Below are 25399 nucleotides of genomic sequence, written 5' to 3'. Positions count from 1 at the left end.
ATTCCAGCCCTCACTAAGCGATGAATTAAACGTTAACCCAATGTATAGATTGGTTTTATACCCGTTAATTTATATAAATATTTTGATGGAATTTTGTACTGCCGCCGCGCGATCACATCTAGAACTTTAAACATTAGAAAAGGCCTACAGCTAAGTTGCGCCATAGTCTCTTCAAGCTTAGTAAGGCACAAGTCGATCTCGTCTGGCGTAACGGTAAGAGGGGGGTAGAAGCGTAGAACAGGATGCGCAATGGTTTCGTTTAGAGAATGCCCTGTATGCACATTCTTTTTTCCTAGCACCATCGATATCGCGCTTTCAATCGCAGAGTTTCTAACGCATAGGCCTGTCATTAAGCCCACACCTCGCGCTTCTATAATAAATTTTGGGTATTTTTTGGCAATGCGATGCAGTCCTGTTAAAAGTCTTGCCCCTAACGCATCGGATTTTAATATTAAATTATTACGGGTGATAAAATTTATGGCCGCTAAGGCGACGCTACAAGCATAGGGGCTTCCGCCATTTTCAGATTGCAGCAGCCGCTCGTCGTAGAATTCGCTTTCACCAAGACTATTGTGCACGCTTTCCTTCATAACTAACGCGGCAAAAGGCGTCGCGCCGCCAGTAAGGCCCTTTGAAAGTAAGATCATATCTGGAACGACGTTGTCGTAATCGATAGCATAGAGCTTACCCGCACGACCGAATGCCGTTTGAATTTCATCTGCAATAAACAACGTACCTGTCGCTTTGCAACGAGACTCAATGATTTTTAAATAACCTAGAGGCGGAACTTGAAGAAACGGCCCACCCAATATGGGCTCTACCAATACAGCGGCGGTTTGGTCATCAATGGCGCTCGAAATGGCTGCCACATCGCCGAACGGTACGTACTCAATATGTGACATTAAATCGCCAAAAGGTAATCGGTGTGCTGTTTGGCCAAGAAAACCTAATGCCCCTAGTGTTTTACCGTGATAAGAGTTTTCGATTACCACTAATTTTTTACGCGGTGCCATTATTATCATGGCTGCACGCATCGCTATTTCGCACGCTTCTGCTCCGGTGCTAGCCAGCCAAACCTTGTTTAAGTCTTCTGGTAAACTTTCAGCGATTGCTTTCCTAAGCGTAATACTTTCAACACTCGGAAATTTCGACACTTTAGCGCCTATTTTTTGTATTTGACTGTCTGCGGCTTCTATAACTTCTGGATTGCCATGCCCTACTACGAACACACCATATGAGCACGCAAAATCTAAATACGCGTCTCCGTTTTCGTCATATACCCAGCTACCTTTTGCATGAGATTCCAACGTTTTATGGCTAATGCGATAGAGAGCGGCCGCGGCCGGATTCCAATATTTTTCGCAAGCCTCAACCACCTGATCACGATCATTTAGCTTGTTCATACGACCTCTGCCTCCCTCTGCGCCTGCTCGGATGTTGCCTTGCGGAGCGAGCTTTCGATAACGTCTAGCGCCGCGATCCATTCGCCCTCCCCAACAATTAACGCGCCTTTCAACTGCAGTACGGTTCTATTGAAACACTCAAGCATCAAGCCATCTTGACTGCACGCCTCGAATACGGCGTTCACGCGGCTAGGGTGTAGCGCTTCACTTAGATCGATGGATAGCACACTACCAATACAAGACCACGATAAAGGAACGGATAAAGTCTCAGTAATATCGACTAATTTGGATTCAATTAGCGCCTGTAAATGTACATGTCGATTAACTAAATTATGGGTTTTAATATAATCCAATACTAAACAAGCGGCCATACAGCCAAGTGGATTCGCCGCTGTTGTACTGCCATGCAAGGTAGGGTTTTTAAGACCGTAAACACGCTCATTTAATTCAGATGTTGTAATATAGCCGCCAAAAGGGACGCAGCCCCCGTCGAGCTGCGTGCCGAAGACAATGACATCAGGAACGAAATTTAAATGTTCACTGGTGAAGGTTTTTCCCGTTATAGCAAAGCCCGTCGCGGATTCGTTCGCGACACATAACGCACCTACTTCCTTGGCCCTTTCATGTATCGTGTCCTGTATTCGATCGCTCATAACCGCCAAATATTCGCCGGTGAAAATGGGATCAAATATGACACATAACGTATCTCCATCTATCGCGTTCGATATATTATCTACGTTGCTATTTACCCGCTCAACGTCAATATTGAGTGACTCTAACAAACCAGCACCCGCACCTTTCGCTAGGCACCCGTAGGTTAACGTGCACCCCGTGCAAGGCTCTATTACCACTACTTTTCTTCGTGCAGGGTAAAGACCTTTTGCCAGTTTTATTGCACCTTCAAAACCTTCACCACTGGAATTGCAAAGGTACGAAGTATCTAGGCGTCCAGGCGCCATATCCTGTAGCCTATATACAACTTCGCCCACATACCGGCAGATAAGTAACCGGCTAGACAACGCCACTTTTTTCATTTGGGCGCGAAGCGGAGACGCTATTTCGGGAACGGTATAACCAAAACCTCCACTGGAAAAATCTAGATAGAGATTCCCAGTGATACTCTTAACCCAACATCCATCTCCCGACTCCACGATATCAATAACTTCGCCCGCGCACGCAGGGGCATATTTTTTATAGTCCGCAAGAAGACTCGAAAACGCCACAGATTTTGTCGCCATACTGTAATCCCTTAATATTGATATCCGCGCTGGGTCTATTGTTTAGGCTGTGAGGGCCAACGCTCGAGCTGTCCCTAACCATGACTCACGTTTTTTTTCACTTGAAGAATGAATTGGACCAAAATATTTTATTTTTCTCGTTTTTATTCCGCAGAACTTAAGCACGTTATCGCGCATCAATTTCGCACCACGGTTATGGTGTATAAAGCGGTATACCCATATCGGTACATCCATCGTAATAAACAAGGATGCAGTCTTACCGCGAAGAAGCGGAATTACGCCACCATTTTCAAATTTAAAGGCAAACCCCGGTTTAAGAACACGATCTAAAGTACCTTTCAAAATTGCAGGCATCACACCCCACCAATTTGGGTAGACAAAAACGATATGGTCAGCCCACGCAATAGCGTCCTCAACCGTTTTTAAGTCAGGTTCGAGAATATCGTCTTTATCAAACCCCGTTCGCAGTACCGGATCGTACTGTAGATCACTTAACGTTATGACGGTGACGTCGTCTCCGCGATTTCTGGCCCCGTCCGCGTAAGCGCTGGCTAAACCGTGACAAAAACTGTTTTTTTTGGGGTTTGCATTAATTACCACTACATTCATACCTTCACCTCTTTTTCGGGTAATCCTAGCGCTGGGAATAATGAAAGGACTGCGATTGCGAAGAGTGTGTAGAAGCATAGGGCGTACGCTCGGACGTCCCCGCCCTCAGTGCCCATGTACAACAACAGCGCCGCTAGAGCGTTTATCCCGATTGCAGCACCAAGATTTCTAAATAACTGCACGGCAGCTGTATACCGTCCCATATTTTCGCTGGTCGCACGGTTTTGTATAAAGACCAAACTAATAGCCGCGCAAAAACCTATACCTAACCCTATAAAGAATTGGCCAACGATGCGCAACCACACATCCGCATCGAGCGGTATAAAGGCATGAATACCCGTTCCAACAACCAACAATAAAGCGCCAAACCCCGACAAGGCTCGATACCCACGTTTGTGTACCATGCCGCCGGAAACTCCAGCACCCACAACCCAACCTAACGATGACGCTGCAATTACGGCACCAGCCAATCCCGCTGAAGCGCTAACCGTTTCGGCCATAAAAAGTGGTAGCACTACCACAGACGCATACAACACTACGGATGCTAAAAAGGTTAATTGTGCGGCGCATCTTAACGGGCACGTGAGTACTACTTCACGGGGAAGCAGTTCTTTATCTTTTCGATTTTTTACGAGAAGAACATAACCGAAAAGCAAGGTAAGCCCGCCGCCAAAAGCCGCCAATGCGCGCAAATAATTTTTTTCGCCAACCCACATAATGGCGAGCATGACGCCGCCTATGCCGGCGGTAAACGCTAAAATTACCGGAATATTCAGTGATGAACTACCACCACCGGCACCATCTCTTTTATAGATAACAGCTACAATAACGAGCGCAATCGCCGATAGAGGAATGTACCCGAGAAAGACATATCGCCAGCCAAACTGCTCATGAAAAACAGCGCCAAATACCGGGCCGATTATGGCTGCCAATCCCCAGACAAGGCTCAGCACGCCTTGCATTTTTCCTCGGCTTTCGGCGCTGAATAGATGCCCTACAATCGTGTAGGCCATGACCGTAATCATACCGGCTCCAACACCCTGCACTAATCTCGACATTACCAGCAACATCATTGACGAAGCCGCTAATGCTTGCGCCATACCTAGAATAAAGATCGCAATGCCTGTCACCATTACGAACTTTTCACCAAACCGATCAGCCAGTAATCCGCTTACGGAGGCCGACAATATAGAGCTAAGAATAAATCCGCTCATTAACCACGGGTACAAAGACGAATTTGAAAACTCCGCTTTAATCACCGGCAATATTGTGCCAACAACGGTACTGTCCATCGCCGCAAGGAAAAGCGCAAACATCACGGAAAACAGCAATAGTGGTGATACTCTTCTCTCTTCTAGATGATTGAGTGACGACTTTTGATCTAATATTTCAACCGACATAGGTATAATCCTTATGCAGACTCTAGGTGGACCACTGACTGCAGGCAAAAATCCTTCACTTTTTCACGCTGTTCGTCCGTCATAGCGGCGTCCACTTGCTGAATTTTGTCGCCGCCAAAAACCATATCCCTAAAAGAAAGCGTTAGATCTACCTGTCGAGACCACGCTGAATTATTGGTAATGAAATCACACTTAAAAGTATTCGCTGCAAACTCACCAAAACGCATAGACAATTCGGTATTCAAGTCTTCGGTGGCATTAACCATCTGTTTCATTCTTCGGAATTCGGCGGGCGTAAGCTTCGGAATTACGTGTTCGAAAACGAAGTGATCTATTTGTATATGTCGCGCCTCATCCAGCCCATGCGCTTCTAGCAACTGGGTTATAAAAAACTTTCTCTCTGGGTCAAACGCTTTACAACGGTGTTCAAATACCGTGATTACCGACTCGCCGATATAGGCAGAACAACAAAGTGAAGCCAATTTTACCCACGGAGAATCGTCACCTTCGTAGAGACCTACACGTTGCGAATAGAGGTTTTCCGCATATTTAAAATCCGTATTACTCAACAACCGAACATAACGATAGAACATGTTGGCATGTAGCAATTCCTCTGCGGCGAAACACGAAAGCGCATTATGAAGTGAGTAACCATTATTTAGTTCTTGATCTTCATGCCCCTGTAACTCCGAGAGCACAATAGACATTACGCCGGTTACGTGCTTTTCAATTTCAGCAAGCTGCGCGAGTTCTTTGGTAATGTACGCCATTGACTCATAGGGATGATCTTTATCATCAAAGGTGAGTAGCGAAAGGTGTTCGAGTTCTTCGTCGCTAATTTTTTCAGGCCAATTGAGAGCGTTCGGGTGCAATGTATTGATATGGGCTTTTTCGGTAATTTTATCTAATGTGATATTCATAATGTAAATCCCTTACTTGGTCTCTTGATTGTATTCTTTATACCCATCTTCAATACCCATAAAGATATCGTTGAAAGTGGCATAGCCGTGGGCAATGAGAGGAGAATCTCTAAGGTCATCCATAAAATGGGTATGGGCCTTTAAGTTCTGCGTTTCTACAATTGCAAAATCGGAAAACTTCGATTCAAATGCTTCGGAATCAAATGTTCTAACCGTTAGTTCTTCCGCATATTTTTGTATCAGTGGAAAGATATGCGTCAACTCAAAATCCTGCCTTTCCGGTCGAGTCAGATTGAACCATTTATTTGTAAAAGAATATTTCAATATAATTGCGAACTTCATATTTTTCCTTATATATAACTTAGAGCGTTGTATATTTCTCTTTTACTATCTTCTATTTTTCTTCGGCCATGCATAACGCGCGTATTATCAATTATCGCTATATCACCATTTTTCCAATCTATATTTTTTGTTTTACTTGAGGTTACGTGTTGTATTTCAGCAATCACTTCCTCGGTAATTTTCTCGCCATTAACAAATTCAATTTTGGGTGTCTCGTAGTTGTATGAAGGCCCAAGAATGCTATTTGCAAAGGATAGATTTTCGCAAAAAAGTGTCTTCCTTGCCGCGGGCGTTCGATAGTAGTAACGCACTGCGTTGTTTTCAAGCACATCAATACTGGCGGTGGGCGAGGAATTAATGAGGCCATGTAAGTGCTCTAACGTTATTGCCTCAAGGCTCAGCGCGCCGCCCATTGAATGATAGATAAACTCTTTCCATGCACGTTCTTCCACTTTTCTCGAATAAACAATATCGTTTTTTAGAAATAGCTCGCGCGTTAAATCGCTAAGGCCGTGCCACACCTCTCTACCGTCGCAAACAGTCGTTTGTGACCCATGGGAGGCCGCAACTTGACAGTAGAACCAAGCCAAATCAGGCCAAAAAGGGCTATTGCCGTTTTCACAATGCAACCCGACTTCATCGAACCCGGCGTCCACTTTTTGCGCGACGTTGCCGTGAAACTCTCGTGCGGGATCTAGGCTAAAACTTGCGCTAACCCGCTCTACGAAGCCGTTAAAATCAGCTAACGTTGCCTCATAACCACGTAAAATTAGGTAGCCATGTGTACTTAACGCTTCAAATAATGCAGTCTTTTCGAGGTCATCGACGCGCGCATTATTGGGGTTAGCGACAATATTTTCCTTTATATCTACTAGCGGATTTTTATCAATGATTAACATACCAGCTCCTTACGCAATCGCCGATGACAATAGATGTTCCTGAATAGCCTGCCGACGAGGACGACCGGTAATCGTCCAAAGGTCTGCGACCTCAACTTCATCAACGTTCATTAAATGGAAAAAATCCGGCCGTTCAATATCTGACAAATACTCTTCTGAAAATTGTCTAACGGCCGTTAGTACTTCGCTATCAACGCACGTCGAATCCATCACGATTAAACAATGAACATCTTCGAGTCCATCGCCAAAAATCACGCAGCGCTTAACATCCGAAACCGTTGAAAACCTCGTTTCTACCCACTCTGGTGATAGATTCCGTCCGTTTGCGGTAATAATGACGTGTTTTTTTCGACCTTTTATAAAGATAAAACCTTCATCATCTATACGAGCGATATCGCCGGTTTTTAGCCACCCATCGTCAGTCAGATCGCAAGCCGACGGATCTTTCTGTGTGTAGCCGGCAAAAATGGAGCCGCTTTTTACCAGCAGCTCTCCGTCTTCATTGGTGGTGACATTCACATGGTCTAGTGGCCTGCCAACCGAACCTATTTTTTGCTTAGCGGCGTAGTTCCAGCTTACAACAGACGAATTTTCACTGAGGCCATAGCCCTCAAATACACGAATTCCCATGGACGCCAATAACTTAAGATTATCGATATTGGTGGGTGCTCCGCCGCACGCAAGAAAAGGGATATTTTGTGTACCAAAAAGCGTTTCAATGACATTTTTTCCCTGCACAGACGCCGCTTTTGCTTTTAACGACAAGGCATCAACCAATGCCGGTGTGAGCGTTAAGGTAGAAGGTTGAAAATTTTTAATTCGGGCCAGATAGTCTTCGGAGCGAATAGATTTCTCGCCCAAAAGTCCTAGCCCTGGCGCTGAAAATGCAATTTCTCCACCATGCATTAGTGTCATATAAACGGCGCTTACCTGTTCAATCAAAAGGCTAAGCGGAACTAGGGACATGCAACGACTATGGTGCGTTTTCTCGGTACGCTTAGTAAGGGAATCCAATAGTATATCGAGACCTTCGTAACGAATTTTGACCCCTTTTGGCAAACTTGTTGTGCCGGATGTGTGGATGATTTTACACACCCAATCCTCAGAAAATGAAACCTTCGCGTTATCAGCAGCACGACGATTGCCGGCCTCAACTAATGCGTCTACATTGATACCAATAGAGCTGTCATCACTACAATCATCACCCCATTGCGCTAGACGGGCTTCACCTTCTTTGTCGTAGACATAAAAGTTCGTTGCCGACAGCAGGTTAATAGCGGTCTCTTTTGTAAACATTAATGGAATTGGAACTTCACAAATTCCAGCCAACAGTAGCGCCAAATCAGCGACTACCCACGCAGCTGAATTACCGGCTAAGACCCCAACTGTGAGTACATCACGGGTTTTTAATTGGCGCGAAATCAGTTGGCCTGCGAGAACATATGCGGCGTTGATTATTTGCTCATAAGAGTAGCTTTTTTCCACACTGCCTTTTTCGTTACGAACCGTAATCGCAACAGCCTTCGGTTGCTGTATTGCTGTAGCGATAATTCGATTTAGAAAGCTCATGCAATTTCCTTATTGGCTGATACGATTTCTATATCGATATTTCTGAAGGAATACGTGCCTACCTTTGAGAAAAAACCACCGCTTAACGAACCTACATTAACGTAACAAACAAAAGGATTGGTTTTGTAATAGCTGCCCCATTTCTCGCGATCCACATCGCTTAAGCGATCACTTGATGCATGGGCAATTAGTTTTGCAGGGACACCCACTTGCCGCATTATCCGAGCCAGTTGAGAGGTGGCAGTAAGCACGGCATAGCGCTTTCCTTGCGACCAAACAACGACTGGGATCATTTTCATTAATTCTGTGCCAGCCGAGCGCGAATGTGTTGCTAACGAGCCAACCTCGAGTACCTGGTCGCGCTCCACCTTTTCTCCACAATTGGCTGCAATGGCTTTTTCGATTGGCATATCGAGGTACTGTTCGGAGAACATTTTGTTCCCTCTGGCATACGTAATCCCGCAGCACGCCTGCAATTCTCCTGCGTCGTCGTAGAGTGCTAGAAAATTGTCAGGGTTTGGCAGAATATCGGCGTCAAATACTGCCTGGTACTTACTCCGAACAAGATCAACAGCCGCCAACCATTCAACAGCCATTGGATTGATTAATTTAAGTTGCATAAAAATCCATCTCCATCGCACATATAAATTTAGGGGCCTTTATCCGCCACCCAAAAAGCTCATCAAAATCGCGAAATGAACGCTATTCTCGGCCATCGTGGCCACCTCCCCGAGTCTCGGGGCCCTAGCACAGCACATGCCGTTTACGCACAATTTATAAAAATTGTAAGGAGCGCATGCTCTGAGCACGGTGCAATAGTCTATACAAAATATTTCAATAAAGTAACGAACCGTCATTCTATTGGGTGGTGGTAGTCCTTTTTGTGCGCTATCACACAATTTAGGTATGCTTTGTCGCCTCCTACTTTTATCATTCTTTTTACATATTTCAGCTAAAAAAACACTTTGGCGCATGGAACTTATGAGCACACTCATAGCGATAATTAATGTGATGGAAATAGGATTTGAAAAAAGAAAATTAGAGCGATGGTATTTTTGGGCGAAAAAAAAACGCAAAAAATTAATTTTTTGCGTTTTTACTTGGACGTTGAACGAGCCTTTTCTGGCGCGTTTAACCTTTAGATAACCTGATATTCTGGCAAACCTTCGAAGTATTCTTTTATTTTTACCCAGACCGATTGGTAATCGTACTCAGAATAAAGTGGCTGCCACCCAATGCCGTCCATCACTAAACTCGCATTGAGTAGGAGCGTAGAATCCAGCTCTATACGCGAAACACTAAATGCCTTCTGAGCCGCCATTTGCAACGCCGCGGTACCGAAACCCATCGCCCAATTGGCGAAGGTAAGCTGAGCGACAGTATACGTACTGGTACTAATATCCCCATTTACAAGCGCTTCTGCGACAACACGATCACAGATAGCGGCAATTTCCCGCTCTTTTGTCGCACGCGCCACTAAGCGGTGTTCTTGTGTTTTTTCTAACACCGAAGACGATAGTCCATCTAATACACAACGAAAAAGAACGGGGTACTTTTTAGCATAATGTTGGTACGCATAAAACAACGCTAACGCTTTTTCACGTGATGAACCCGGAAAATCGGGCACACGCTGGTAGAGAGCCAACTGAATATCGAGCCCCCTCAAGCATAGCGCGGTGAGCATATCTTCCTTTCCAGAAAAATCTTTATATACAGTTCCTTTAGAATAAGGGGAGGCGCTCGCAACTCTGTCCATTGTGAGTGCCGACACCCCATCTATTTTTATGATGTCGTAGGCAATATTTAACAGTTCATATTCTCTTGCCGCCACCTCTTCGGGTGTTCTTTCCGTTCTAGCCATTTGTTAACTCCACCTAACGTGATACTGGTTGATATTTTAAAGCTTAGTGTAGCGCGCTCAAAACGAACAATATAAACTGACGATTAGTCACCTTATATTGTACAATTAATTTATACGTTCAGATAATCATGCCTATCGAACGCTTAGCGCGCCACCCTTTTTGCAATTCAGATAAACATTGAGGTTTTGCCATGTTTACTTTCTCTGCTCGCCGACCGGTAATCTCCCTAGTTATTAGTGTCATTATTATTGCGGGGCTTACCGTCGGCGCCGGAAATTTAACGTTCCGCGGCGATTACAGGGTATTTTTCAGTGACGAAAACCCTGAGTTAAACGCGTTCGAAGAGCTACAACGCGTCTTCAGTAAAACGGATAACGTTGTATTATTGATTGCCCCTCACGATAAGCAAATATTCACACCGGAACGACTGGCGCTTATTACCGCGCTCACTGAAAAAGCCTGGCAAACACCCTACTCAACGCGGGTTGAGTCGCTCACTAACTATCAATATACCTATGGCTTGAATGACGATTTAATCGTTGAAGATTTTATAGAAGACCCAGACGCACTTAATCCCACGGCAATGGCTAAACGCAAAAAAATTGCGATTAGCGACCCAATCATAAAAAACTATTTACTATCACCATCGGCTCATGTCTCGGCAATCAATATCACCGTTAACCTACCGGAAATTGATAAATCTACTGAAGTCACTGAGATCGCTGAATACCTACTCGCCACTCTAGATGAATTAAAAGCCACTAACCCCGATATCGACTTTCACCTTAGCGGGGTAATAATGCTTAACTACAATTTAAATACCGCCTCTAAAGCCGACATAGGAACATTAGTACCATTAATGTTATTGATCATTTTTGTGGTGCTTGCGCTAGTGTTTCGTTCGCTATCTGCCACAATTTCGGCTTTTATTATTGTGATAATGTCTGTTCTAGCCACAATGGGTACTGCAGGTTGGGCCGGTATGTCCATTTCAATGGCGACAGTGAACGTACCGCTTATTGTTATAACGCTCGCCATTGCCGATTGCGTGCACATTATCTTCGCCAGCCAGCGTCATTGCCAACAAGGCACCAACAAGCTACAAGCGGTAACAATGGGCGTGCGTACAACATTTGTGCCCGTCATTATAACCAGCGTCACCACTATTATTGGTTTTCTCAGTTTTAATACGTCGGAAGTACCACCCATTAAAGATTTGGGGAACATGGTTGCCTTTGGTGTATTTTTTGCCGCATTTTTAGCCGTATTCACCCTTCCAGCCTTGCTGGTACTTTTACCCCTAAAATCACAAAGCCAAACAAGCAAAATTCGCTTACTCGCATTTTCTCGCTTTACCATTTCCAAACGACACATCTTATTGCCTGTATGTTTACTGGGTATTGGATTTTGTGGTTACCTCATTCCAAAAAATACTGTTGACGATATGGCTGTACGTTATTTTGCTCCAGAAGTACCCTTCCGCGCTTCTGCGGAATTCATGGAGAAAAACTTAAGTGGTTACGTATTTATGGACTTTAAACTCGATAGCAAATCTGAAAACGGTATTGTCGACCCTGAATTTATGAGGCAGGCGGAATCTTTTAGCAACTGGCTACGGCTTAAAGCAGAAGTCGCTTACGTTGCAACCTATACCGATACTATAAAGAAGCTAAACAAAAACTTACACGCTGATAACCCAGAGTTCTATGCGCTTCCGGATAATCAATCGATGGCCGCGCAATACTTACTGCTGTTAGAAATGTCTCTTCCTTATGGTTTAGATATGAATAACCGCATTAATATAGATAAGTCCGCTGCGAGAGCAACGGCCATATTCAAAAACATTGGCTCTAAAGATTTATTGCGTATCGAAGCTGATGCAAAAGATTGGATTTCTCATAACGCCAACCGTATTACTATGTCTGCCGCAAGCCCTAACCTCATGTTTGCACATATCAGCGAACGCAATATTACTAACATTGCCATGGGAACCATTATCGCATTTGTCTTGATCTCCGCGCTTCTAATTATTCCCCTTAAATCAGTTCGGCTCGGGGGTATAGCGCTTATTGGCATGATAGCCCCTTCTCTTGTTTGCTTCGGATTATGGGCGTTGTATAACGGTGAAATTAATCTTGGCTTAAGTATTGTTGCGAGCATGACTCTAGGGGTGGTTGTCGATGATATTGTTCACTTCCTTAGTAAGTTCAAATACGGCATTAACCAAGGAATGAACGCGCAGCAAGCAATCGAATATGTATTTGAAAGTGTAGGCCCTGCGCTAATCAATACGACCATTATTTTATCGGCCGGCTTTTTAGTCTTAACGGGATCCACTTATTTGGTCAATCAAAATCTGGGGCTGCTTACAACAGCAATCTTGATCGTCGCATTATTGATCGATCTAATTCTCATACCCATCACACTTTACTATACCTACAACGGTAAGCCCGTCATTGAACTAACGGAATCAGGAGCTGTAAAAAATGCTGAAGCCTAACGCAAAAATGTCTCACAAACTCTACTTACTTTTCTTATTTATTATGGCATCCGTACAATTGTTTGCCGGTGAAGATAACAGCCAATACACCGAGACAATGAAAAATCAGGGATTGGATTTGGCGATTAAGAGAAAGAAAATGAGTTCCGGCTGGCACTCCGGGATTGGCGAATATGTTATGACTCTACGCAACAAGAATGGCGGCCAGAGCACTAGAGAGTTATCTATCAGCGAATTTGAGATAGACGGTGACGGGAACAAATCGCTAACGTTATTTAACGTACCAGCGGATATACGCGGCACGGCTTTTCTAAACTACTCCCATGTTCATAGCGCCGATGAGCAATGGTTGTTTCTTCCGCAGCTAAAACGGACCAAACGCATTGCCTCTAAAAACAAATCTGGCCCGTTTATGGGGAGTGAATTTTCCTATGAAGATTTAAGCTCGTTCGAAATTGACAAGTACAATCATTTTTATATGGGCGAGAAAAACAGCCACTTCGTAGTCGCGGCCTTCCCTACTTATGATCACTCTGGCTATAGCCGTATTGTAAACCACTTAGATATTAAGAACTTTCAACTTATGAAGGCGGAATATTTTGATAGAAAAGGCACGCTTCTTAAAACGTTGACGCTTTCCGACTACCGCCATATCAACGATAAATATTGGCGTGCTTTTCGTATGGAAATGGAAAATAATCAAACGGGAAAAAGCACCAGCATGATTGTCAACCAGCTAAAACTTCAAGCAGGTTTAAGTGAAAACATGTTCCGTAAAGATACCATGAGCCGGCAGCGCTAAAATTATGAAGCGTTGGCTTACTATATTATTATTGGGCGCTTCACCGCAGAGTTTTGGGGGCTTCTATAACTCCTACATAGAAGGCGAACAACTGTCATTCTTTGACGACCCACAGTTTGTGGGGCAGCTTAGCCATCAGAGTTCTGCAGCATTACAGCTAGAGCATCAATATGCTCACAACAGTCTCAGCGTGCACAGTAGCATTTTTCTTCGTGGCACGAGCACTCATAGTCAACGTAATCATATTGATGTTCGAGCCCTATCGGTAAATTACTTTTCCGATAGCTATTCGGTAGTTATCGGTATAGAGCAGGTCTATTGGGGCGCAACAGAAAGCGGGCATCGAGTTAACATTATTAATCAAAGCGACTATATGGAACGGCCGGACGGTGAAGTTAAATTAGGGCAGGCCCTGCTGGATTTCCGCTATTTTTTACCGAATGGCAGCCTTGATATTTATTATCTGCCCTTCTATAGAGAACAAGCTCTACCAATGAAAGAAGACCGGTTTCGACCACCAGTAGGCAGTGATAAGAAAACGTCTTTCGAAGATTTCCGTCGAACAGACGATATAGCCATCCGCTGGAACAGCAGTTTAGGCGATGCCGATATAGGGGTACTTTTCTTCGACGGCATTTCAAGAACACCCTCTTTTACACTCCAACACCAGCAGCTCGCGGCGAATTATTATTCTACAACGCTTATAGGCGGTGACATTCAACTCGCGAAAAACGATACGCTGTATAAAGCTGAATGGACAAGTGAACACATTCAACGTATAGATAAACACGCTTTCACCGGCGGGTTAGAGCACACCTTAGTTGGCATTTTCGATACATCTTCCGACATAGGGTTGGTGGCAGAATATAACGTTGAGAGCAACAACGATACGCCTTTAGGCCTCTTTCAAAACGACCTTTTTTTTGGCGCCAGATGGTCTGCAAACAACATGTCCGATACCAGTTTTCTTGCCGGAGGCCTCTACGATTTTGATCAAAGAGGAATACAAGCATGGAGTTTTGAAGCGTCTACTCGTTGGCGTAATACCTGGCGACTGGCTGCCGACGTTCTAATTTACCCTGGCGCTGATGAGCAACATTCACTTCACTATTTTGATAATGATAGTCACGCGAGAATAAGCTTTCGCCATTACTTTTAGTAAGCGATAACAATCAGGATGTTCTATGGATTATTTGACGGCAAAAACACTTCACATGCATTGCGCAATGATTGCCGCCCTTGCGTTTTTATTGATACCGGTATTTCAGTTATCGATCAAAAATAGCCGTGTATTATCGATTAGCGTCTACAGTACGTATGTCTGTTTTTTGATGTTCGCCCTTAGCGCTGCCAATATTGCGATCACGTTTCATATTAACCCCTTAGCGCAAATATGGCTCACAGGGAAGCTAGCCTCCATGGCTGTAATATTTAGCATTGGCATCGTCATTACACTCCCGACACTAAAACGAAAAATTCCTTTCCTTATTCGTTCATCGCTATACGCCTTTGGCATTGCGGTATTTCTCCTTGCCAACTATTTGGCCGACACCAAACTTGCTTAACCATTCGTCGCCTATACGCCAACGTAGAACCTAATAGTTTGTATTAGCGTGCAGGCGACTATCACTGCGATTAATTAATTAAAAACCTTATCCCGATTTCCAGTGATCGTCCAGGTTCGGGCGCGGAATCTTTCAGGAACGATACGCTGTGTCTAATTTCCGCATCGGTTATATTGTTTACTCTGAAGAATAAAACTGCGCCTGTCGCTGTGTGATCTATTGAATAATGAACGGCGGCATCCATACGCGTCCATTGGTCGGTTGGTGTTTCGTGCTCGGCAATACGCCTATGTGCCCAAGCATGTGTTCCACTAATATCAAAACGCCACGCCTTATAATGGCCGCTTAACTCCGTGGCCAATCGCATTGGCGGCATTCTAGGCAGGTCATTCGTATCTTGTCGGCCCTTGCTATAGTCTCCCCACACTCTCCACGTTAACCCTGAACGAACACGGTACGTTGCGTCCAACTCTATTCCGTAAAAAAGGGCGTTGGTTTGTTGGTATGCATAGATAGGCGTCTCATCTTGAGATTGTCCGGTCGCTTGCAGGTAGATGTAATCCGATAGCTGATTATAATAGACCGATAAATACCCCTGTGTTTTTGCTTTATCCCAGCTAAACGACACATCGAGATTATTCGAACGCTCAAGACTTAATAACGGATTGCCTATCTCTATCGATTGTGTTGCGGCATGCACAATGTACGGTGCATTTAACGTTAATGGTTCCACGTTTGAAAATAACTCTTCAACAACCGGCGCACGTTCGGAATGGTTCACAGCCACACCCACATGATAATCTCGCGGAAAATGCCACAGTAAAGATGCTGCCCCGCTGATAGGCGTAAACTTTTGGGTGCCCACCGCTGAGCTATCCGGTGTGATCACGGTGTTATCTGCACGAAACCCAACCTCAAGCGTTGTGTGTTGGCTATGCGTATTCTCTACCCAAAAGAGGCCCCACTGGGCAGTATTTGACGGCGGAATAAAACGTTCCTCTCCCTGCGCGGAAAAATCTGAATGAGATTGCTGAAGCCCCAATACGCCATGCCAGTTTCCAGTAGGCCTGCGGGATAACTGTAGTCGGTTTTGCCAAAGCGTGTTGTTGAACTCCGTGCCCACCGCATGCCCCTCTAACTCGCGATGCTGGTAGTCACTGTAACTCGCCTGCCAATCGACAGCTTCAATAACGCTCCCCGTTGTTGTACGAGAGAGCCTAAAGTCGGCCCGTTTTTGTTCCATTTTAATGCGCACGTCACCCTCATCATGACTGTCGGCATACTCGGTGTCATGCGATGCATGCCCGCCTTCTGGTATACCATACTCACGCCTCGACTGATTGAACGCCATACCCACGACACCTTCATCGAAAAGCCAACTTGCGCCTAGTGTGAGGGCTTGTTGCTCGCCGTCGCTATTAACAATATACCCAACATCCGGTGTCTCGTGAACACTTACGCGGTGGTCATCTTCATGGTCGTCTTCGTGGTCGTCTTCGTGGTCGTCTTCGTGGTCGTCTTCGTGGTCGTCTTCATGATTATCCAAAAATCGTTCGGCTGCTCCTGGAATTGCCATTAGCCCCGTCGTTTGACTCAAACCGTCAACGTGAAACATCACGCTTTCACTGCCACCGTCAAACCGGAAGACCCCAACGCCCTCGTCGTTAACACTACCGTGGCGAAACTCTAGTTTTGTCTCACGGTCAACGTACTGTGTTGGAATACGTCCATCAATAATATTCACGACTCCGCCAATGGCTCCCCCTCCGTAAAGTAACGTAGATGGACCTCGAAGTACCTCAATACTATCGGCTAGCAGTGGCTCTACGTTCACACCGTGATCGGCGCTCGCATTGGAGGCATCCCCCACGAGTAATGAATTTTGCAAGACGGCCACGCGAGGCCCTTGCTGGCCCCTTATCACAGGCTGCCCAACGGCAGGTCCAAAGCTAGCGCTAGCAAGACCCGGCTGTGACGCTAAGGTCTCGCCTAATGTGGCCCCGGCAAGATTCTGGAGTTCATCTTCACGAAGTACCGTTATCGGTAAGGCTGTTTCGGCCTCTACTCGCCGAAAAGGGACCGTAACCAAAACATGCTCAACAGCATGTTGTTCTTCAGAATTCAATTCCGAACCGGCATAGGAAAACAGGCTGACACTTGCGCCAGCCGCAACTAATAACTTTTTCATTATTCCACCTTTAATAAACAATAATTTTGTAGGCTGCTAGGCGCAGCAGTAAAAATTAAGGCTGTATCGGTGGTGCGCGGGAACCGTTGGAAGAGACATCTACCGAGGTAAGATAAAACCGGTATAAGGAAGAGAGAGTAAGTACACCACAGGCAAACGTTAATAGCAGCACAAGCGATGGCACTGGAACCACTGCCGACAAAGAACAAACAGAACATTCTTGTGATGTTGTATTGTCCTGCTCTAAATGAAAATGCTCAGCATGTGCTAATTGGCTACCCACAAACAAAGTTGCAAGCAGTAGTGCAAGCGCAAGCTTTAAGGGAGCGGCAAACAATAGTCGTTTAGCTGGCGTTTTCATTACAACAGAATGGCAATTAAATGAGGCAGTTTGATGAAATCTAGCGAAACACTCACCAGAGCGCGGCAGTATAACGGCCACATCGCTACCTTCGCAAGGGAAAGACTAACGACTTAATAAAGAGAAGGGTTCACTGTAGAGTTGCATGGGAAGCCCACCGCCGAGCCCAGCGGTGTAGTGGAGCATATGCTTAACGCTCTATTTATCGAAATAAGATTGAGTGACCAACACGCTCCACCAACATATCCCTATAGTGCTCAGCCTTTGCTATTTGCAAAAACTCAAGAGGATTAAAGTCATCCGTTATCAGTTCACCACCTACCGACGAGATATCGACCTCTCTCTCAGACAGCCATTGATGAGGAACGGTGGAATTGGGGTGCTGCCCCGAATTCAACTCTGAATCCGATACAACAAAAATATAATCGCTAAAGCTTTCCCCTGGGGTTCGAACAAAGGTTTTACGATTTTCGAATACCGAGTCGAGCGTGCGTGCAACTGACTGTACCGGTTTCAAATATGCTTTATCGGTAAAGCCTACGAAGTTCACCGCCAGTACACCGCCCGGATTAAGCTTAGATTTAAGCTCCTGCATCATTTCCTGACTGAGCAAATGGATAGGTTCGGACCCGCCGGTAAAACAATCGTGAATAATAATGTCGTAGGTTTCGTTTAGCTGCTGAACACGATAGCGCGCATCACCCACAATAACCTTTCCTGTAGGTGTAAAATTAAAATACTCGTTTGCGGCATACGCAACTGCGGGGTCAATTTCAATTGCATCGGTTTTGACACCGTAGTTTGCAAGGTCATTCACTAAGTGCCCAGAACCCAGGCCAATTAACAACGCTTTTTTCCCAGCTGGATTAAACCATGGTAATAAACGTACAACGGTTTGGTAACCCAGCAGCCCTGCTCCAGTAGGTACATGCTCGGCACCAATGGTTGAGGCATCTGACATCAACCAGCGAATATCTTTATCTTTCTGGTCAACAACGCGAACCCATCCGTAATGGGTTTCTTGTTCAAATAACACCTGTAAATTTTTGTCCGCATCTTGGCGACCAACGCCCGTTGCCTGTATAGCAACCACGGCAATTAACACCGCAGCATAAGCGGCCCAATGTGTAACGGGGTGCTTAACATTCATGCGTGATTTTTCATAAGCTACCAACGCAAGTGCCAGTGCCATAAGTACAACCGACAACGAAAGTAATATCGAATTAACACCAAATATAGGAAGCAAATAGAACCCAAGCATCAATGTGCCCACTACGCTACCGATGGTACTAATCGCGTAAACATTTCCCGCCGTAGAACCCACGTTCTCCAATCGTTCTGTCGCCATACGAATAACGAATGGGCCAGCCATGCCTAAGAAAACCAAAGGTGGCGTGAACAATACGAACGCACTCGACAACGCCCCCCAACGCAACCCTAATCCATCAAAGAATAATTGAACAGGTTTACCCAGCAAAGGAATAATGGCGATTAAAATACCAGCGGCAATAACAGCGTGCGGCAAACGCAAACCCTTGCCCTTATCTGCACAAGCGCCACCAAGGTAATACCCCATAGAGAGTGCAAGCAAGCTAACTGAGAGCAAAGAGGACCATACAATAAGGCTAACGCCGTAAAAAGGCCCAATAATACGCGTGCCTAAAAGTTCGACCATCATGACCGCACCGCCCGTAATAATGACAGTACCGTAGAACACGAGCTTATCTAATGGTTGATGTTGACGTGCAGCCGCTTCTTTTATTTTCTTTTTCATGGCGAGCCCCAAAGCAATAGTTGTTTATTTTATTATCATTATGTTGCGGCTATACCGAGCAGCCACAACCGTATTTATCTGGCATGAGCGTACCTGCGCTTACATGCAAAACTCTCCAAGTACCTTTACGTTTTTGGGCGAATCGTCCTCGCCTTTAATACCGGAGAATTTAAATTTTACTGTTTTACCTGGCGCTATCTCGGCATTCCAAGACAGGTATTCACCGGTATAGGGATTATTCCCCCCGAGCGCAACGTCTGAAGATTCAAATATTGTAGAACCATCTTCATATTCCCAATTAACAGACCAACCGTAAATGGATTCTGCCCCTTTATTCGTCATCCGAATTTCACCCATAAACTCAAATTGTGAGTTACCCGAAATAACATGTTCGCATAATACAAAATTCTTATTTTCTGGTTCTTCAGATTCAGGCTCTTCTTGCTCCACCACTTCGGCTATCTCTGCCGGCTGTGGTTTTTGAACAACAGGAAGACTAATGTTTTTTTCGATTACGGCAGGCTCAACACGTATAGGGACGGCGGGTTGCTTTAAGTCTGCTTCAGCAACAACAGTATCTACCTCTTCCGCTTTTTCTGGAAAGACATAAACTTTAACAATAATCACGAGTATTAACGCTACAAAAAGAGCTGTCCACGGATTTTTTTTGAATATATTAGACATGTTAATGAGTGAGATTATATTGAATTAAATGGATGCAAAATAAACTAACCCAGCCGAAGCTGGGTTAGTGAATAACCTAAATATGCGCGTTAACGCACCAACTGCAGGTAAGCAGTTGACCGGTCAGACTGTTTATTCAACATTCTGACAGAGGCTACGACCGATACAGGTCTGGTTATTTTCGTTGCCCCAGCTGCTATCTTGAGTAGCACAGATTGCAACACTCCAACCATACCAGTTACAGGTATCGCCAGATGAAGGTGGCTGTGTAGGCTGTGCAGTAGGCTGTGCAGTAGGCTGTGCAGTAGGCTGTGCAGTAGGCTGTGCAGTAGGCTGTGCAGTAGGCTGTGCAGTAGGCTGTGCAGTAGGCTGTGCAGTAGGCTGTGCAGTAGGCTGTGCAGTAGGCTGTGCAGTAGGCTGTGCAGTAGGCTGTGCAGTAGGCTGTGCAGTAGGCTGTGCAGTAGGCTGTGCAGTAGGCTGTGGAGTTGGGTTGCTTCCGCCACCAAACGTTACATCAACACAACTGAAGAAACGCTCGTAAGTAGCTGAATCACGGCCCCACTCACTGTAGATAACGTGACGGCCAGAACGGCTAGGTACGTTACAGTTAACCGTAATATCAACACCACCAGCAGTTACATTGCCGTTTGAACCGAAGTTACCAGAACCAACCTGCTCATCACAGAAAGGGGCTGCTTCGAAATCGTTCCAAGTTAAAGTACGGCCTGAATCAAAGTTAAAGCTTGGCTTAGTAATCCAGAAAACCAATTCTTTAGTATCGCTAAAGTGTGGTCCATTGGAGATATTCCAAACAAAGTTCTGGTTACCAGAATTGATTGAAGTTGTTGGCCAATCTGCAGCGGTATCCCAAGGTGCTGGGTTAAAGCTTTCACCGTCGAAGCCACATACGTTAGTAGTGCCTTTCTCAACTTTACGGCCTTCATTATGAGCAACAACGCTCATGAAGTTATACCAATGTGAGCTAGAACCCGTATAGCTATCAAATGCGTCATCACACTTGTTGCTAGAACGGTTATCCGGCTTAACATCAACGCCACAATGCTGCTGACGTGAAGGAGGATTTTCGATATAGCCATGGCTGAATGCCACGCCCGCATAACCCAAAACAGCAAGTGCTGCAGTAGCTTTTATAATTTTAGAAGTAAACATTATTGTTTTCCTTTCTTATTTTAAGTGATTAAGTAACATCTGCCGTGATGAAAGGCCTTCAATCGCAGGCCTTGTCCCTAATGGTCAAACATGATTCTTTAACTAGCAATAGAACCCCCTATAGACCACACAATTTTGCTACGCGCTGTCTTTTTATTGTTATTGACGGCAATGCAACAAAACTGCTCCTGAACGTGTCCTAAAAACTAGGAGCACGCACAAAAACCTCAAACACATAACCTGCGCCTGAAATAACTCCTCAAAATTACTGACTTTCGTTTCAACCTATCAGACTTTCGTTGGGCACCCCATTTACTTATTATGGTTCTTTCGGGGCGGTCAAATAGATTGACAATAAAACTTAATACTTTAGTATTTGCTCGGATTTGTTAGCAAACTTACAGAGCAACCTTAGCAAGAAAACGCTGGCGTAAAAACAATCATAACCATTTTTAAATAACATCCTAATACTAATCTGAAATATAAATCTATGCAGTAGATTGAGTTTGACTATACAGAGTACCCTGCGCACGCCATTTTATAAATGCAACCTACTTACCTTACCATATCGACCCTATTCACGCGGTTTAGTATGCATTACTCCCTTTTTTTGTAGCGCTAATCAAGTCACACATAGATAGACAACCCCTAATAACATATCTATTACACTAATCTATATTTATCCGACACCCACAAGCATTTAATTAAAATTACGCCTAACAGGAAAAGTTAGTGCCGTTTAATAAATAAACCTACGCCCCATACCCACCCACTTTAGTGTGGGCCACTATAGGCGCCTGCCGACAACCCGCTCTATTACGTACCTTCCACTAGCCCCCGCAGTACACTCGGCAACCAATAATCAACAATATTTTCGACGCCCTCCATTACACCCCGCGTCAATAGAACTTCAATACCGGCGATAAGGTATTAATTTAAACATTCATACCGTTAACCCGAGGCCACCACAATACCGTAGATCGATAGTAACGTTGGCGTTATAGCGCCACAATAAGGACCACCGCTCTCGCTCCGACAACAGATTTTTAACCAAAAAAAAGCTAACTCAGCAGAAACCGAGTTAGCCTTGTAACGCTTAACCTAATACTATTAAGCGTTCGCGTGCCGAGTAATTACGGACGCTTTAAAAACCTTCAATTTATCCCGCGTCGCATGCCGCTTGTGAAATACAGTTTTGACCGTTCTCAGTACCCCAGCCGCTTGAAATATTCGTACAGATTGGCGCTGCCCATCCATACCAGTCACAAGTGCCGCCTGACGCAGTACTAGAAGACGATGACGAAGAACTACTGCTAGAGCTACTACTTGAAGAGCTTTGGCTGCTCGAAACAGACGAACTGCTGGAGCTTGGAGTGCTGTCACAGCTACTAATTACGCCACCGCTTCCACCTTGACCTTCACAGGTTGTACGTCCGATACAGCTTTGGCCATTCTCATAACCCCAGCCAGTATCTTGGTTGGCACATACTGGACGAGGATCATCTTGATACCACTGGCATTGCTCTTCACACTGACCGCCAGTGCTGCTAGACGAACTAGACACTGAAGACGAGCTAGAAGACGACGAAGAGGAGCTTGAAGACGAAGAACTTGAAGAGGATGACGAGCTAGACGAAGAGCTAGGAGGGTTTCCGCCACCACCAAAGGTCACATCCACACAACTAAAGAAACGCTCATAAGTTGCTGCATCTCGGCCCCACTCACCGTAAATAACATGACGGCCAGAACGGCTAGGCACATTACAGTTCGCAGACAACGTACCCGAACCTTCATTTTTGGACACGGCGCCATCTTGACGATCACAGAAAGGTTGATCTTCGAAATCACTCCACGAAAGAGTGCGATTTGCATCAAAACTGAAGCCAGGCTTCGTTATCCAAAAAACCAATTCCTTTGTATCGCTAAAGTGCGGGCCATTTTGAATATTCCAAACAAACGTTTGGTTACCACCACTGATAGAGGTAGTGGGCCAATTAGCCGCCGTATCCCAAGGTGCTGGGTTAAAACTTTCGCCATCAAAGCCACACACATTCGAGGTACTTTTTACAACTTTACGCCCTTCGTTGTGCGCCACAACGCTCATAAAGTTGTACCAATGTGAACTTTGCCCACCGTAGTTATTAAAGGCTTCGTTACATTTACTGCTCGACGGGTTATCGGGCTTCACTTCAACACCACAGTGCTGTTGGCGGGAGGGAGGGCTTTCAATATAACCGTGGCTAAAAGCCGTAGCCGCATAACCCAGAAGCGCGAAAGCTGCTGTAGTTTTTATTAATTTAGAAGCAAACATGATATTTATCCTTTCTTGTCTTAAGTGATTAGGTAACTTCTTCCCTGAAAACAGACCGATTACGTACGGTCTAATCCCTGTGGCCATTTTGAACTTCAGCTAAACAAAGCTTCTCTAGACCACACTGCCTTGTATCGCGCCACCTTCTTGTTGTTATTGATGGCGAAATAGCAAATAGGTATCTATTCACGGTTCGAGAACAAACACAAAAATCCAGATACATCAGTACGTACCTGAGCAGAATTAAAAATTTAAATGTTGCGGGCCGACATCACCGCAATGACTAAGCCAATATCCTTCTTATTTTTATGGTTATCCCAGTGGAAAAATATTCGACAACAATTAAATGTAATCTTGCAGTATCTATCCAAACCTAAATAAAAATCAACCGCGTCACGCTAAGAGCACGTAATTTTGGCGTAAAAATAATTATGTTATTTGTACTTTTTTATTCTAATTTCTAGCTGCTATATGAAATAAGGTTTTATATTTTTATAGGGTCTAGACATTGTTTCGAATACCGTTCTCTCCGAGCGCTTTTGCGCCTTAACTAATCACCGATAAAGATTTCCAATCGCTCTATATTGTTAGGGTAGTCAAACCATTTACGAATAAGCCATTGATGGTTCGGCGCCGAATAAGCGTGAGCCTGTGGCGTACGATTACTATCTCCCCGCACCGACCATTACCCATCATTACACTGATGACCATAGTGCTTGCTTTACTAATACGCCACTATACGTTCGCCACACCGTTTACAGCCTCTCAAAAAACGCTACGCCATCATCGCGTTACGCCTTTTAGTCATTTGCGCCTAGCCTCGTAAGCATCTACTGTATAAGCATTATCTATTTCACAATATCACTGCGCTCGCCTCCCTAGCGATACAGGAATACATCGCCCACAGCGTAGAAAAAAAGCATGGCCTAATATAATACGTAAAAAAATGCGTTACGGCAGTGCCAGAGCAAGCAAGGGCGGATTACTAGAGTCAACGTTCGATCAAATCAATCCATACGTTCATGAGGTTTGGGCTGAATTAGGTCGTTTATAGATGATGGATTTAGGAAAAGGGGAAAGGAAAAATGCTACACACCAATCTTTTTACCAACCAAAACATCCCAGCGTTAGTAAAAAAAGATACCAAAATTGGTGCCGTAATCGAAAATGGAATTTTAACTGTTAGCATTTACCGGATGTGATCATGGGCATAAAAAAGACTCCTCAATTTCAAATAGACGCTTACACTCAACACGTTATGAGTGGCATAGACCCCGCCGTATTCAAATCGCTTAATATCGTTCAGTTAAATGCAATTAAAGCGGCTATAAATGCGAGCGCTCCGTTTCGTAAACACCCCATCGATATTCGTGGAACACTTCCCCTGTATTTTACAAAATTCTATTTTGTTTTTCTTATCGGAAAAGACCGTCGCTCACATACTCGAAACAAAGAATCTTTACGTATTGAGGCTGTTCAGGGGCTAAGCTTGGCAATGATGCTTTACACTATTTTTGCGGCATCTCTGCCCATTATTTTTATAATCCTTTACGCCCTAAAAACAATGCTGGGTATCGATATTTTTGCTGACAAACACTTATCCGATTTTTGGTAGCGATCGACCCTCAATAGTCGACTGTCAGCCGTAAACCATTGACTGCTCATACTAAGGCATCATCCGTGGCCGATGCCTCAACGCTACAGAACCTCAGCAGAATGTTTTAGCGGCCCGCCAAGTTTGCAAGCGAAATACCTAACGCGTTAGCCGCGCTAAAGCGTATAACGATACACCCTCGTGAGCG

Annotated in this window: 21 protein-coding genes; 5 read left to right on the top strand and 16 right to left on the bottom strand. The window is 44.8% G+C overall.

Going from position 1 to position 25399, the window contains the following annotated elements; all coding sequences use genetic code 11:
• Positions 1-32 precede the first annotated feature (32 nt).
• The 10 genes from H5647_RS07955 to H5647_RS07910 all read right to left on the bottom strand — a co-directional run bounded on the left by H5647_RS07955 (position 33) and on the right by H5647_RS07910 (position 10241).
• Positions 33-1403, bottom strand: a complete 1371-nt coding sequence (locus H5647_RS07955) for an aspartate aminotransferase family protein (protein WP_045857687.1) — start codon at positions 1401-1403, stop codon at positions 33-35.
• On the bottom strand, positions 1400-2641 hold the full coding sequence (locus H5647_RS07950) for an aminotransferase class III-fold pyridoxal phosphate-dependent enzyme (RefSeq protein WP_045857685.1): 1242 nt from the start codon (positions 2639-2641) through the stop codon (positions 1400-1402). The genes H5647_RS07955 and H5647_RS07950 overlap by 4 nt, the downstream gene beginning before the upstream one ends.
• Positions 2642-2683: 42 nt before the next feature.
• Positions 2684-3250 (bottom strand): NAD(P)H-dependent oxidoreductase, encoded by a 567-nt coding sequence (locus H5647_RS07945; protein WP_045857683.1) that lies wholly within the window; start codon positions 3248-3250, stop codon positions 2684-2686.
• Entirely contained in the window at positions 3247-4650 is a 1404-nt protein-coding gene (locus H5647_RS07940; RefSeq protein ID WP_045857681.1) for an MFS transporter, read from the bottom strand. The genes H5647_RS07945 and H5647_RS07940 overlap by 4 nt, the downstream gene beginning before the upstream one ends.
• A gap of 11 nt (positions 4651-4661) precedes the next feature.
• The gene (locus H5647_RS07935) at positions 4662-5570 is read right to left on the bottom strand and encodes a hypothetical protein (RefSeq protein WP_045857679.1); all 909 of its coding nucleotides are present in this window, start codon (positions 5568-5570) and stop codon (positions 4662-4664) included.
• A gap of 12 nt (positions 5571-5582) precedes the next feature.
• Positions 5583-5912, bottom strand: coding sequence for a darcynin family protein (locus H5647_RS07930; RefSeq protein WP_045857677.1), 330 nt, complete (start codon positions 5910-5912; stop codon positions 5583-5585).
• A gap of 8 nt (positions 5913-5920) precedes the next feature.
• Positions 5921-6811, bottom strand: a complete 891-nt coding sequence (locus H5647_RS07925) for a TauD/TfdA family dioxygenase (protein WP_052691940.1) — start codon at positions 6809-6811, stop codon at positions 5921-5923.
• Between the two features lie 9 nt (positions 6812-6820).
• Positions 6821-8380: an AMP-binding protein gene (locus tag H5647_RS07920; protein WP_045857676.1), complete on the bottom strand. Its 1560-nt coding sequence runs from the start codon at positions 8378-8380 to the stop codon at positions 6821-6823.
• A complete protein-coding gene (locus H5647_RS07915; protein ID WP_045857674.1) occupies positions 8377-9000 on the bottom strand; it encodes a thermostable hemolysin in 624 nt (207 codons plus the stop codon). The genes H5647_RS07920 and H5647_RS07915 overlap by 4 nt, the downstream gene beginning before the upstream one ends.
• A gap of 518 nt (positions 9001-9518) precedes the next feature.
• On the bottom strand, positions 9519-10241 hold the full coding sequence (locus H5647_RS07910; protein WP_045857672.1) for a TetR/AcrR family transcriptional regulator: 723 nt from the start codon (positions 10239-10241) through the stop codon (positions 9519-9521).
• 191 nt (positions 10242-10432) lie between these two features.
• On the opposite strand from H5647_RS07910, the gene H5647_RS07905 reads away from it, so the two are divergent.
• The 4 genes from H5647_RS07905 to H5647_RS07890 are packed head-to-tail and all read left to right on the top strand — an operon-like array spanning position 10433 to position 15109.
• Entirely contained in the window at positions 10433-12742 is a 2310-nt protein-coding gene (locus H5647_RS07905) for an efflux RND transporter permease subunit (protein ID WP_045857670.1), read from the top strand.
• On the top strand, positions 12729-13544 hold the full coding sequence (locus H5647_RS07900; RefSeq protein ID WP_052691939.1) for an outer membrane lipoprotein-sorting protein: 816 nt from the start codon (positions 12729-12731) through the stop codon (positions 13542-13544). The genes H5647_RS07905 and H5647_RS07900 overlap by 14 nt, the downstream gene beginning before the upstream one ends.
• A gap of 4 nt (positions 13545-13548) precedes the next feature.
• Positions 13549-14703: a hypothetical protein gene (locus H5647_RS07895; protein WP_045857668.1), complete on the top strand. Its 1155-nt coding sequence runs from the start codon at positions 13549-13551 to the stop codon at positions 14701-14703.
• A 25-nt stretch (positions 14704-14728) separates the two neighbouring features.
• Positions 14729-15109, top strand: coding sequence for a SirB2 family protein (locus tag H5647_RS07890; protein WP_045857665.1), 381 nt, complete (start codon positions 14729-14731; stop codon positions 15107-15109).
• Positions 15110-15179: 70 nt separating this feature from the next.
• Here the strand turns inward: H5647_RS07890 and H5647_RS07885 are convergent, their stop codons facing one another.
• The 6 genes from H5647_RS07885 to H5647_RS22330 form a co-directional block, all read right to left on the bottom strand.
• Complete coding sequence (locus H5647_RS07885) at positions 15180-17297, bottom strand: TonB-dependent receptor (protein WP_045857663.1); 2118 nt, start codon at positions 17295-17297, stop codon at positions 15180-15182.
• A 55-nt stretch (positions 17298-17352) separates the two neighbouring features.
• Complete coding sequence (locus tag H5647_RS07880; protein WP_162926325.1) at positions 17353-17658, bottom strand: hypothetical protein; 306 nt, start codon at positions 17656-17658, stop codon at positions 17353-17355.
• A 202-nt stretch (positions 17659-17860) separates the two neighbouring features.
• The gene (locus H5647_RS07875; protein WP_045857659.1) at positions 17861-19432 is read right to left on the bottom strand and encodes a fused MFS/spermidine synthase; all 1572 of its coding nucleotides are present in this window, start codon (positions 19430-19432) and stop codon (positions 17861-17863) included.
• Positions 19433-19531: 99 nt separating this feature from the next.
• On the bottom strand, positions 19532-20059 hold the full coding sequence (locus H5647_RS07870; protein ID WP_052691938.1) for a cellulose binding domain-containing protein: 528 nt from the start codon (positions 20057-20059) through the stop codon (positions 19532-19534).
• A gap of 189 nt (positions 20060-20248) precedes the next feature.
• Positions 20249-21286, bottom strand: a complete 1038-nt coding sequence (locus tag H5647_RS07865; RefSeq protein WP_045857655.1) for a lytic polysaccharide monooxygenase — start codon at positions 21284-21286, stop codon at positions 20249-20251.
• 1159 nt (positions 21287-22445) lie between these two features.
• Positions 22446-23597, bottom strand: a complete 1152-nt coding sequence (locus tag H5647_RS22330; protein ID WP_045857653.1) for a lytic polysaccharide monooxygenase — start codon at positions 23595-23597, stop codon at positions 22446-22448.
• 1204 nt (positions 23598-24801) lie between these two features.
• Between H5647_RS22330 and H5647_RS07855 the strand changes: the two genes are divergently transcribed.
• On the top strand, positions 24802-25212 hold the full coding sequence (locus tag H5647_RS07855; RefSeq protein ID WP_045857651.1) for a hypothetical protein: 411 nt from the start codon (positions 24802-24804) through the stop codon (positions 25210-25212).
• Positions 25213-25399 lie beyond the last annotated feature (187 nt).

Origin of the sequence: Teredinibacter purpureus, from assembly GCF_014217335.1 — a bacterium.
Classification (GTDB): Bacteria; Pseudomonadota; Gammaproteobacteria; order Pseudomonadales; family Cellvibrionaceae; genus Teredinibacter; species Teredinibacter purpureus.
The sequence above is the reverse complement of the archived record's forward strand: the minus strand, read 5'-3'. Positions and strand labels throughout refer to the sequence as shown.